Genomic DNA, 11352 nt, shown 5'->3' with positions numbered 1-11352 from the left:
GACGATCTGGATGCCGCGTTTTTGCAGGCTGGGGACGAACTGCATCGCGAGGCTGCGGGATGCCGCGACGTTCGGGTCGACGACGACCAGCGCCTTGCTGCCGCCCTGTGCCTTGACGAAGTCGCCGAAGACGGAGGTGCCGCCGGTGTTGAACAGGTTGCCGGCATGGAAAAGGTTGGGGTGGTTGCTCCAGGTGGCGCTCGTCCCGGTTCCGGTGACGGGGATGTTCTCCTTCTCGAGCCAGCCGGCTGACTTGTCGAGGACGATCGATGTGGCGATCAGGCCGAAGGCCCGCTGGGTGTCGACCAGGTCGTGCGCGACCGTGGAGAAGGTCTCGGCGTCGGACTGGTCGTCGCCCCACACCAGGTCGATCTCGCGGCCGTTGACGCCGCCACGGGCGTTCTGCAGGTCGATGCGCGCCTCGACGCCGCTGCGGGACGCCTTGAACGCGGAGGCGATCTCGGGGGCCCCGGTGTCGGGGTAGATGAGGCCGATCTTGATGGAAGCGGCGGTCACGCCTGGCGCCTGCGTCGAGCAGGCGCCTGCCCCATTGGTGGCCGAGTCTGACGACGTGTCACAAGCGGCGAGGGCGGCGAGGGCGACCAGCGCAGCCGCGATTGCCCCTGTCGAGGTCCGCGCGCGCAGGCGACGAAGGATCATGACGCGCCGTCTCCCATCAAAGATCTATGCCAATAGCGACAACTCGGGCATTCTCGGTGGCCCAACGTTAGCGCGCCGCTGGCGACGAAGTTCGGAGGGACCCCAGCGGCGTGTCGCATCGAGCCAAGCCTGGTGATCCTGGCCATAGATCTTCTTGCGATCAGGTCCTTACGGCATTGGCCCGGATCTTTCACGGGGTGGCCGGGTGTGATCGCGGGCTGAGGTCCCACCCTGGTTGATGTTGAGTTCTGCCGTCCGGGCCGGGTGCGGCCGTGGCGGGGTGGCCCGCTGTCGCGCGGGTGAGCGCCCGGTCCACGTCCGGGGCGGGGTTTGTCCTGGCCGGTGGGCTGGGAGGTCGTGGTCCCGGCCTATCCGGGGGCGGGCAGCGCGCGCAGTCTGGTGATCGCTTCGAGGGCGAGCGGCACCAGGGGTGGTGGGCGGCCAGGTGCATCACGGTGGTGCGGGCGTGGCGGGCGAGCCGGCCGGCGCGCCTTTCCGACACACCCACCAGACGATCACCCGCATGAAAGCCCGAGGCTAGGAGGGGCTGCGGGCTTGCAAGAAGCGGGTGACCTGTGCGGCGCGCGTCTTTGGCAATGGCTGCCGCCGCATCATCCGGCGCGGTCGAAACGGATGGCGCGGTCGTATGCCTCGCGGGCGTCGAGGAGCTGGTCCCAGTGCAGCTCCACCCAGGCGCAGGCGACCGCCATCGGCTCCAACATGCTGCGGCCCATCGCGGTCAGCTCGTACTCGACGTGGAGAGTGGCCCTGGCATCCAGGACGGTGCGGGTGAGCAGACCATCCCGTTCGAGGGATCGCAGCGACTGGGCAAGCACCTTGGGAGTGACACGGCTCAGCGGCACGCGCAGCTCGGAGAACCGGCGCGGCCCGTCTTCGAGGCAGCGGATGATGAGCGCCGCCCACTTGTCACCGAAGCGGACCGGGTTGAGCGATGACGGGCACAGCTCGTCGAACATGTCGGCGCGCAGGGGCTCCCTCATGGCCTCACGATAGCCAGACAGCCGGTATCCCCGTGGTAACCGCCATCCCCGATAGCGTCCGCGCACCGGCCGGCGCGGCAGCACCGGCCCAAGGAGAGGCGGTTGCCGTGAACGCGGTTGGCATAGACGCGGTTGGCATAGACATTGTGGTGTTCGGCGCGGGCGGGCGTGCGGGACGGCAGGCCGTCGCCGAGGCACGTCGGCGCGGCCTCCAGGTCACCGCCGTGGTGCGCGACCCCGCACGCCACCGCGACCTGCCGTCCGACATCCGGGTGGTGGCTGGTGACGTCACGGACGCGGTGAGCGTGGAGCGTGCGGCGGCCGGACAGGACGCGGCCGTCAGCGCCGCGGCGGACCTGTCCGTGCCAGCACACGACTTCTTCACCGCGTCGTCTCGCGCGCTGGCCACCGGTCTGGCGAAGGCAGGGGTGCGCCGCCTGGTAGTCGTCGGCCTCTCCTCGGTCCTGCCGGGGGCATCCGGCGCCGCGTTGATGGACGAGCCCGGCTACCCGAACGAGTACCGTTCCTTCTCCCTCGGCCACCTGGCGGGCCTCGACGAGCTTCGGGCCAGCGAGCTCGACTGGGCGTATGTCGCTCCCGCCGGGGATTTCGACCATGACGGGGCGCGTACCGGCCGGTACCGGATCGCCGAGCATGGCGACCCGGCCAGCCGCATCGGATACGCGGACTTCGCGATCGCGCTGCTCGACGAGATCGAGGAACCGCGCCACCACCGCGCCACCGTCAGCGTCCAGTAGGGGACAGATCGACTGCCGTTCTGCCCCGGCCGCTACCGCTACCCGGCGAGGGCTGAACCGGGCCGGGACGCACCTCGACGTGTCACGCGTGCCAGAGCGGATGGTTGTGGTCGCCGATGGTGACGGCCGGGTGGGTCTGCAGGTCCAGGTGCACGTCGAGGTAGTCGGTGTGGTCGCGGGCGCGTGCTCGGTAGCTGTAGCGGGTGTTCTCTAGGTGGAGGGTCTCGGTGGTGGCGGTGGTTAGCCAGGGGTGGCGCCGGCGGAGCCCGATGAGGTCCTGGTAAGCGCGGTAGGTGCGCAGTCCCCAGGGGGCGAGCTGGGCTGGGGTGTCGGGGAAGGCGGGGCGGATGGCGTCGTCGCCGCCGTCGCGGTCTTCCTTGACCGCGGTGAAGGCCTGTTCGTCGCCGTAGTACACCGAGGGGATCCCGCCGACGGTCATCAGGATCGCCGTGGCAAGCAGCGCTGCGTCGGGGCCGATGGTGGTGGCGATGCGGGTGACGTCGTGGTTGCCGATGAAGGTCTGTGGCGTGAGGTGGCGCAGGAAGCCGTTGTGCCGTTGCAGTGCCCAGTCGAGTTCGTGGAAGTTGCGGTCGAGCAGGCTGGACCAGATCGCCTTCCACAGCTCGTACTGCGTCACCGAGTCCACGCGCGAGCTGGCGCTGAAGGCGGCGTAGTCGCCGTGGATGACCTCGGCGAACCACCAGGCGTCGGGATGGCGGGGGCGCACGCGTGCGAGCACCTGTGCCCAGAAGGCGGGGTCGACGGAGTAGGCGGCGTCCAGGCGCCAGCCGTCGATTCCGCGGTCGAGCCATGCGGTCAGCACGTCGGCCACGTAGTCGACGGTCTGCGGGCTGCGGTGGTTGAGCCGTACCAGGCTCTCGTGGCCTTCGAACACGCGGGGGTGTGGGCCGCCCGGGGCCTGCCAGTCGATGTCGAACATCGGACCGGTCGGGCTGGCCGGGCCCTCCTGCAGGGTTTGGCGCAGGTCGGGGTGGTGCCGGCCGACGTGGCTGAAGACGCCGTCGAGCAGGACGCGCAGTCCCCGGGTGCGGCAGGCGGCGAGGAGGTCCTCGAAGTCCTGCAACGTCCCCAGGCGTGGGTCGATGCCGTGGTGGTCGAGCGTGTCGTAGCCGTGCGTTTGGGCAGTGAAGATCGGGCCGAGCAGAAGCCCGGACGTCCCGAGTTCGATCGCGTAGTCGAGCCAGCCGAGCAGACGTCGCAGCCGCGGTTCGGGTGTGGATCGGTCCTCGCGGATGGGGGCGCCGCAGAATCCGAGTGGATAGACGTGCCACCAGATGGCGTGCTCGACCCAGTTCACGTGCCGCTACCTCCGCCCGAAGACTAGTGAGGCATCCTCACTAGTCTTAGTGAGTGTAGCCCACTAGGCGTACGGTGGGGCTGTGAGCCGCCGAGACCGCCAGCCGCGGCAGCGCCTCGACCCGCGGTCTCGGCGCGAGGCGATCTTGGCCGCCGCCGCGGAGGTCTTTGCCCGCAGCGGCTACGCCGCGGCGACGATGACCGCGATCGCGGCGCGCGCGGACGCCTCCGAGGCGCTGGTGTACAAGTACTTCACCGGCAAGGACCAGCTCTACGCCGAGATCGTCCGGCTGGCCATCGACGACCTGCTCACCCGGCAGAGCGAGGCCCTCAACGCGCTTGCCGACGGCGTGCCCGTACGCGACCGGGTGCGGGCCGCGACCGTCGTCTACCTCGACCACATCGCCCACCACCCGGCAGCGTGGGCGCTCCCACTCCAGCGGCCCGGCAGCGAACCCCCACTCGCCGCTAGAATCCGCGGTCACGCACGCCGCGACTACGTCGGCCGACTCGGCAGCCTCCTCGCCACCCGCGCCGACCGCCGGCACGAATACGCCTTGTGGGGATACTTCGGTTTCCTAGACTCCGCCTGCGTGCACTGGGTTGAGAAGGGCTGCCCCGACGACGATCGATGGCCTCTCATCGACGCCGCCCTCGGCGCGCTCGAAGGAGCCCTCGGCGACTGGGCCGCATAGGATCTGTTTCACCATCGCCGCGATCAACGAATGACAGGCTGACAGGACCCAGGGGTGCGGGGCCGGGGCAGCGGCACGCGCGGCCGGCGTCGCGGTGGCGTGACCGCGCCACTGTGGTCGGCGAGTGCGGTGGCGAAACGCTCGATGACCGCCAGGCACGCCTCGGTCGGCTGGAAGCCGCCACCGGACAGCGTGTGCAGCCAGGTGCCGAGCCCGAACACCGGCGTCTGGCGGTACAGCTCCCAGGCTTCGTCGAGACCCGGGCCGGGTACCCCCTGGCCGCCGAGTTCATTCAGGTAGTCGCCGAGGAGATCACGCTCGTGGTCACGCCGGTCGGCGGTGTCCAGGCAGGAGACCAGGAAGTAGCCGACGTCGTGCGACCAGTTGCCGGCCCGGACCAGCTGCCAGTCGTAGAAGCCCGTGACGCCTCCGGGCAGGGTGTAGGTGTTGGCCAGGTGCGGGTCGCCGTGCAGCAACGTCCGCGGGTGCGCCGCCGCCAGCGTCGCCCAGCCGCGGAATCCCCGCTCGACGACACCTGCGTCGACGCCGGCGGGGATCAGCCGGCCGTGCCCGCCGGACCGCAGCCGCCGCAGCGCCCGTGCCAGGCTCGCCCATGAGACCGGCGCCCAGACCCGCCCGAGCCGCCAGGGGCGCACGAAATCCAGCGGCCGCGGCAGCGGATCTTCCCAGTAGGCCGCGTGCAGCCTGGCCAGGCCGAGCAGGCCGTCGCGCACCTGGTCGACCCCCAGGGGGACTGTGGCGACATTCGCCCGCGCTCCGCGCAGCGTCACGTCCTCCATCACGGTCACCGTCGCCAGCCTGCGCCGGTCGACGGCGGCGGCGTAGAAAGCGGGATGCTCCAGCGGTAGGTCCGGCCCGGAGCCGGCCAGGCGGGCCTCGGCCTCCCGGGCGCCCAGAGCGGTCAACGCGAGCCGGTTGAGCATCCGGCCCTCCCGCTTGACGAACACGCGCTCCGGGCCGCTGCCCGACGCGTAGCGCAGCCGCACCCGGGCTCGGCTGTTCGTCCCGTCGACCAGGTCGTCGATCTCGAGCGCCACGACCGCGGCGCCGGGGCACGAGGCGGCGAGAGCCGCCGTCATCCACTGCGGGGTCACGTCCGACCAGCCCCGCGGCACGCTCAGCACTTGCGCATCATGCCGGAGCCTGGCAGGCGCGGGAATTCGGAGCCGGGTAAGGATCCAGACAAGAGTGGGCCCCGCCTGCCTGCTGCAGGGTTCTCGGCGTTGTCGAACACCAGCAACCAAGGTCGGCGCCGCCGCGCAATTCGGCGAACACTGCAGTTGGCTCCGCCCCCACCGGCAGCTCCAACGCCGCACCCAGCTCGACGAGAAGGTCGCCGCATCGCGGGCTCCCGCTCGCGGCCAACAGGCGGCACCCAGCGCGATAGCCAACAGAACAACCGAGTCGGCCACAAGATTCATGATCTTGAGGGATCTCGCCCGTAATCACGCCGCACTGCACTTGCTGACTTGATTACCGTCGGCGTGATCTCCATGTGGGTGGCGCGCGCCGGCCGCGACAGGAGACCGGGTCGGCGGTCAGCGTCACCCCGCCCCGGAGGCCGCGCTGCGCGCGGCTGTTCCCCAGCGCGTCGGCACCACCCAGGCGCCGTTCGTGTACTGAACGGACGGTCAGCGGTGCTGACCGCTTGTTTAGCACACTCGGGTGCGGCGCGGGTATGGTCGCGGCGGAGCGGCGACCGCGTGTCAGGAGCCGTCGTGTGCGGCGGGCGAGGCGCCTTCGAACCGTCGTAGCAGTCGCTCCACGAGGTCGCGGGTCTCCGCGTGGCCGTCGGTGAGGCCGAGCTGGTCCTCGGCCACGAAGCTGCCGGAGACCGCGCCGATGAGAAAGAGCAGCGCGGCGGGCGGGACCTCGTCGGGGTTGATTCCGTAGTCCGACAGCCGGCTCGCGAGGAGCTCGGCCTGCTGGCGGCGGAACTTTCTCGAGTACTGGGCGATCTCGTCCCGGATGCTCTTGCGGTGGTTGGCCAGCGCCATGAACTCGGTCAGCAGCGAGGTGCTCGCGGGCTCGATGCTGAACTCCCACAGGGCACGCAGTGGTTGGGCTGAGGCGAGGATGCGTGCGTGCCGCTCGAGGTTCTTCTCGGCGCCGCGCCGGAAGACCGCGAGGAACAGGTCGTCCAGCGTCGGGAAATAGTAGTGGATCAGTGCCGGCGTGACGCCGGCCGCCTTGGCGACGCTGCGCGAGCTCACGGCGGCATAGCCCTCCTGCCGCATCAGTCGTTCGGTGACGTTGAGCAGGATCGCGCGGGTCTGTGAGCTCTCGGTGCCGGTGCGGCGTGGGCTGGTCATGCCTCCATTTTGGTTGACGCCGCCACCTCGCCGTGCTGAACTTTCGTTCAACACGCGTGGGCTGGGTCTCAGCGACGGTGCGCGCCCGGGGGTACCGCGTGCGTCTGGCGTGACCTCAGGGCGCGTCGGCGTCGCCTGGGGCAAGCCGAACCGTGGTCCGGGCCTGCCCGGCGGCGGTCCTGGCGCCTGGCGGATACCGCTCGGCTGGCGGGCGGCATCCACTCCGCGAGCGGATGGGGTGGCGAGCGCCCGGCGCGGAAGTTCCTGGCGCGCGCGGGGAGTTCGAGCGGGTCCGGAACATCCGACAGTTTCCGCGAGCGGCGTCCGCCGCCTGCCACCGAGCAAGGGGGCACCGAGAACGATGAGCGCCGATGACCGGATCGAGGAGCTGACCCGCAAGGTCGCGTACCTGATGGACCGGACCGCGATCCTCGACTGCATCGCGCGCGCCGCCCGTGGGCACGACCGGCACGACGTCGAACTGATGACCAGCACCTTCCATGAGGACGGCATCGACGAGCACGGCTTCGCCGTGAACCCCGGGCCCGAGTACGGCGAGTGGGCCAACAAGACGCATGCCGCCGCCTCCCAGGCCCACCTGCACCACATAACGACGCACTCGTGCGAGATCGACGGCGACGTGGCGCATGCCGAGAGCTATGTGCTGGGCGGGCTGCTCAGCCCGGACGGCAAGACGATGACGCTGCTCGGTGGCCGGTATCTTGACCGGCTGGAGCGCCGCGACGGCGAGTGGAAGATCGTGGTCCGCCGCTCCACCGCGGAGTGGCTCGGGATGACCGACTCCTCGTTCGTGAACTCGAAGATCTTCAGATCCCAGGGGTTCCTGAAGGGCACCCGCGACCAGACCGACCTCTCCTACCAGCGTCCGCTGAACATCGACAGCGAGCCGGCCCAACGCTGGTGACGCGACGGGTCGGCTCATGCCCGGCGTGTCCCACGTGGTGACGCCAACCGAGTGGCCGGCCGCGGCAACAGCCGAGCGTTTCTCTTCTGACTGTCCGGAGTGATGGATGCGTATAGGTCTCATGGGCGGCGCCGCGACGCCAGACAAGATCATCGATCAGGCGAAGCGGGCCGAAGCCGACGGTTTCCACTCGCTGTGGTATGCGAGCATCGTGCAGGGCGACCCGCTGGTGTCCATGGCGCTCGCGGGCCGCGAGACCTCGACGATCGAGCTCGGCACCGCGGTGCTGCAGACCTACCCGTGCCACCCGATGCTGCAGGCGCAGCGGGTGGCCGCGACCGTCGCGGCGATGGGCAGACCGGGTCTCACGATCGGGCTGGGCCCGTCACACGAAGCCAACATCCGCGGCATGTACGGCCTGTCCTACGACCATCCCGGCCGCAACACACAGGAGTACCTCCAGATCCTCACCGCGCTGCTGCGCGGCGAGGCCGTGGACTTCGAGGGCCAGGACTGGACCACACGCGCCCCGGCGGGGACCGTCCGGGCCGCCCACCCCGTCCCGGTGCTGCTGGCGGCGCTGTCGCCGCGGATGCTGCGGATCGCGGGCGAGCACGCGGACGGCGCGATCCTGTGGATGGCCCCCGTGGCGGCGATCGAGAAGCATGTCGGGCCGCGCATCTCGGCGGCCGCCGAGGCGGCCGGCCGGCCGGCGCCGCGCATCGTCGCCGGGCTGCCGGTCGTGGTGCACGACGACGAACAGGAGGCCCGGTCCGCGGTGGCGGCGGGCTCGGTCATGTACGCGAACTCGCCGGCCTATCGGCGGATCATGGCGATCGGCGGCGCGGACAGCCCGGCCGAGGCCGCGATCGTCGGCGACGAGACGGCCGTCGAGGCGCAGCTGCGCGCGCTGCTCGACGCCGGCGCCACCGACATCCACGCCCACATCGTCCCCGCCGGCGACGACGTCCGTGCCTCGCTGAAGCGCACCCGGGACCTGCTGCGCGAACTGGCCCGCTGAGGCGTCGATCCGGGCGCACCCGGATCGATGCCTGACCGGGATACGGGTGCTCACCGCACCCGGCCCGGGCCCCTGTCACCCGCGATTCTGGAGGCGACCGATGACTGACTCGTCACGCCCCGTCCGTGTCATTCAGTGGTGCACCGGAAAGATCGGCCAGATCTCCATCCGGCACTTCGCCGCGAACCCGATGTTCGAGCTGGTCGGCGTCTACACGACGTCCGCGGAGAAGGAGGGCGTCGACGCCGGGGTGCTCGCCGGGATCGGCCCGTTGGGCGTCACGGCGACCACGAACAAGGAGACGCTGTTCGCCCTCGAGGCGGACTGCGTCAACTACCTGCCGCTGGCGGTCGAGGTCGACGACCTGGAGGCGCTCCTTCGCTCGGGGAAGAACGTTGTCACAGCCGTGGGCCTCACCTTCCCGTCGCCCGACGACGAACGGACGAGGCGGCTGGCGGCCGCCTGCCAGGACGGCGGCACGACGCTGCACGGCGGCGGCATCCACCCGGGCTTCGTCGGTGACATCTTTCCGCTGCTCGCGTCGAGGCTGCTCAGCCGCGTCGACCAGGTGGTCGTCACCGAGGTGTGCGACTTCAGCGAGCATCCCCAGGCCGAGCTGCTCTTCGGCCTGTTCGGCTTCGGCCTGGCGCCCGACGAGGCCTACAAACACGCCACCGCGGTCACTGGCGAGGTCGACGCTCCGTACGAGGAGTCGGTCGCCATGCTGGCGGCCGGGCTCGGCCTCCAGGTCGACAGGTACACCCACGAGCTGACCATGGCCGTCGGCGACAGGGACCTCACCATCGCCGCGGGCGTGATCCCGGCCGGGAACGTCGCGGGCATCCGCCGCCGCTGGGAGGCGATCGTCGACGGCCGGCCGGCCATCGTCTTCGTCTCGGAGTGGAAGATGGCGGACGGCCTGACGCCCGCCATCCGTGAAGGCACGAACCGCTACGTCGTCGAGTTCTTCGGCGAGCCGTCGACGAAGATCACCCTTGAGCACCTCGAGCCCAGCGCGACCGGCGACCCCGGATATCCGGGCCGGATCTGGACCGGCATGTCCGTGGTGAACATGATCCACGACGTCGTCGCCGCGCCGCCCGGCGTCCGCACGCACCTGGACCTGCCACTTGGGCGCCCGCGAGGGCTCTTCCACGAGGGCGAGACGTGGCGGCGCCCGCTGTCGGCGGGCCGGTGACCACCACGCGCGACGCGGGTGACGCGCGGGACGAGGCGCTCGACCAGGAGCCCCCCGCCACGGCGGGGGCGCGGCCGTTGGCGGGGCTGCTGGTCGTCGGGGTGGAGCAGGCGGTCTCGGCCCCGATCGCGACCCGCCATCTCGCGGACATGGGCGCGCGCGTCATCAAGATCGAGAACCCGCGCGGCGGTGACATGACCCGGCACTACGACAGCGCGCAGGCCGGGATGGCGGCGCACTTCGTCTGGTGCAATCGCGGCAAGGAGTCGCTCGGGCTCAACATCGCCGACCCGCGTGGCGCGGCGGTGCTGGAGCGGCTGCTCGGCCGTGCCGACGTGCTGATCCAGAATCTCGCGCCGGGTGCTGCCGAGCGGCGGGGCTCGCCGCGACCCAGGTCGTCGCCCGTCATCCTCGGCTGGTCGCCGTCGACATCTCCGGCTACGGCGAGGGTGGGCCGCTGTCCCACAAACGCGCCTACGACCTGCTCGTGCAGTCCGAGGGCGGCTCCTGCGCGGTCACCGGCGGGCCGGGCCAGCCCGCCAAGCCCGGCATCGCCATGATCGACCTCGCCACCGGCATGTACGCGCTGAGCTGGATCCTTGGCGCGCTGCACGCCCGCCACGCCACCGGCCGGGGCGAGGCGATCACGGTCGGCATGTTCGACGTCGTCGCGGAGTGGATGGGCTACCAGGTCAACTACACGATGGGTACCGGTCTCGAGCAGGAGCCGGCCTGGGTCGGGTCGCCGGCTGTGGCGCCCTACGGCACCTACCCGACCTCCGACGGGCAGACGGTGGTGCTCGGGACCACCAATGACGGTGAGTGGCAGCGGTTGGCGCGCACGGTGCTCGAACGCCCTGACCTCGCCGAGGACCCGGCGTTGGCCAGCAACGCCGGCCGGGTGGCCGAGCGCGCCCGGGTCGACGAGGCGATCGCGGCGTGGACCGGCGCGGTCACCCTGAAGGAGGCCCAGGACGTGCTGGACGCGGCGGCGCTCGGAAACGCCCGGCTCAACGGTGTTCAGGACGTGATCGACCATCCGCAGCTGGCCGTCCGCGACCGGTGGCGGGAGGTTCCAACCCCGCAGGGCTCGTTCCGGGCGGTGTTGCCGCCGCCGGTCGCGGCGAGCTGGACGTCGCCGATGGGCCGGGTGCCGGGCCTGGGCGAGCACACCGAGGGGGTACTGGCCGAGCTCGGCTACTCCACCGCCGACCTCGCCGACTGGCGCCGTGACGGCGTCATCGCCAGCTGACGCGTCCCGGGCAGGGCGGCCGGGCGGCGCCGCGATGCGCACGGGTCCGCGCCGTCAACGGCGACCCGCGCCGCCCGCGCCCCTTCCGGCAGGACCTGCGGCCCCCTGTCAGCTGACCGGGGCCGACGCGTGTCCCGCCCGCCCCCGATTCCTGACGTCCAGAAGTTCCCGCCGGTACGGCCGCGGCCGGTG

At 71.1% G+C, this 11352-nt stretch carries 10 protein-coding genes and 1 pseudogene; 6 read left to right on the top strand and 5 right to left on the bottom strand.

What is annotated here, in order from left to right; all coding sequences use genetic code 11:
- Both BCD48_RS44345 and BCD48_RS44340 read right to left on the bottom strand, forming a co-directional pair.
- Positions 1-660, bottom strand: a 660-nt coding sequence (locus tag BCD48_RS44345) for an ABC transporter substrate-binding protein (protein ID WP_131804244.1), incomplete at its 3' end; no start/stop codon positions are given.
- 611 nt (positions 661-1271) lie between these two features.
- Positions 1272-1661, bottom strand: a complete 390-nt coding sequence (locus BCD48_RS44340) for a winged helix-turn-helix transcriptional regulator (protein ID WP_071054813.1) — start codon at positions 1659-1661, stop codon at positions 1272-1274.
- 107 nt (positions 1662-1768) lie between these two features.
- Here BCD48_RS44340 and BCD48_RS44335 point away from each other — a divergent pair, with 107 nt between their 5' ends.
- Positions 1769-2419, top strand: coding sequence for an NAD(P)-dependent oxidoreductase (locus BCD48_RS44335; RefSeq protein WP_241842465.1), 651 nt, complete (start codon positions 1769-1771; stop codon positions 2417-2419).
- A gap of 82 nt (positions 2420-2501) precedes the next feature.
- On the opposite strand, the gene BCD48_RS44330 is transcribed toward BCD48_RS44335, so the two are convergent.
- Entirely contained in the window at positions 2502-3737 is a 1236-nt protein-coding gene (locus BCD48_RS44330; protein ID WP_071054811.1) for an alpha-amylase family protein, read from the bottom strand.
- 82 nt (positions 3738-3819) lie between these two features.
- Here BCD48_RS44330 and BCD48_RS44325 point away from each other — a divergent pair, with 82 nt between their 5' ends.
- Positions 3820-4431 carry a TetR/AcrR family transcriptional regulator gene (locus BCD48_RS44325; protein ID WP_071054809.1) on the top strand — a complete coding sequence of 204 codons (612 nt, stop codon included), beginning with the start codon at positions 3820-3822 and terminating at the stop codon, positions 4429-4431.
- A 23-nt stretch (positions 4432-4454) separates the two neighbouring features.
- Here BCD48_RS44325 and BCD48_RS44320 read toward each other — a convergent pair whose 3' ends face one another.
- Together BCD48_RS44320 and BCD48_RS44315 are read right to left on the bottom strand one after the other, a co-directional pair.
- Positions 4455-5576, bottom strand: coding sequence for a phosphotransferase (locus BCD48_RS44320; RefSeq protein ID WP_083420157.1), 1122 nt, complete (start codon positions 5574-5576; stop codon positions 4455-4457).
- Positions 5577-6158: 582 nt separating this feature from the next.
- Complete coding sequence (locus BCD48_RS44315; RefSeq protein WP_071054808.1) at positions 6159-6764, bottom strand: TetR/AcrR family transcriptional regulator; 606 nt, start codon at positions 6762-6764, stop codon at positions 6159-6161.
- Positions 6765-7125: 361 nt separating this feature from the next.
- On the opposite strand from BCD48_RS44315, the gene BCD48_RS44310 reads away from it, so the two are divergent.
- The 4 genes and pseudogenes from BCD48_RS44310 (at position 7126) to BCD48_RS44295 (ending at position 11160) form a co-directional block, all read left to right on the top strand.
- Complete coding sequence (locus tag BCD48_RS44310) at positions 7126-7689, top strand: nuclear transport factor 2 family protein (RefSeq protein WP_071054806.1); 564 nt, start codon at positions 7126-7128, stop codon at positions 7687-7689.
- 106 nt (positions 7690-7795) lie between these two features.
- Positions 7796-8710, top strand: a complete 915-nt coding sequence (locus BCD48_RS44305; protein ID WP_071054804.1) for a TIGR03564 family F420-dependent LLM class oxidoreductase — start codon at positions 7796-7798, stop codon at positions 8708-8710.
- A 100-nt stretch (positions 8711-8810) separates the two neighbouring features.
- On the top strand, positions 8811-9908 hold the full coding sequence (locus tag BCD48_RS44300) for an NAD(P)H-dependent amine dehydrogenase family protein (RefSeq protein WP_071054802.1): 1098 nt from the start codon (positions 8811-8813) through the stop codon (positions 9906-9908).
- Positions 9878-11160 (top strand): annotated as a pseudogene (locus tag BCD48_RS44295) (CaiB/BaiF CoA transferase family protein). The gene BCD48_RS44300 and the pseudogene BCD48_RS44295 overlap by 31 nt, the downstream one beginning before the upstream one ends.
- The last annotated feature ends 192 nt before the right edge of the window (positions 11161-11352 follow it).

Origin of the sequence: Pseudofrankia coriaricola (assembly GCF_001854805.1) — a bacterium.
In the GTDB taxonomy this organism is placed as follows: Bacteria; Actinomycetota; Actinomycetes; order Frankiales; family Frankiaceae; genus Pseudofrankia.
This window is presented reverse-complemented; position numbering and strand designations above follow the sequence as displayed.

Excerpts from the sequence above, each read along its gene's own strand:
- BCD48_RS44340 (WP_071054813.1), bottom strand. The coding sequence starts at position 1,661 with ATGAGGGAGCCCCTGCGCGCCGACATGTTCGACGAGCTGTGCCCGTCA.
- BCD48_RS44315 (WP_071054808.1), bottom strand. The coding sequence starts at position 6,764 with ATGACCAGCCCACGCCGCACCGGCACCGAGAGCTCACAGACCCGCGCG.
- BCD48_RS44310 (WP_071054806.1), top strand. The coding sequence starts at position 7,126 with ATGAGCGCCGATGACCGGATCGAGGAGCTGACCCGCAAGGTCGCGTAC.
- BCD48_RS44305 (WP_071054804.1), top strand. The coding sequence starts at position 7,796 with ATGCGTATAGGTCTCATGGGCGGCGCCGCGACGCCAGACAAGATCATC.
- BCD48_RS44300 (WP_071054802.1), top strand. The coding sequence starts at position 8,811 with ATGACTGACTCGTCACGCCCCGTCCGTGTCATTCAGTGGTGCACCGGA.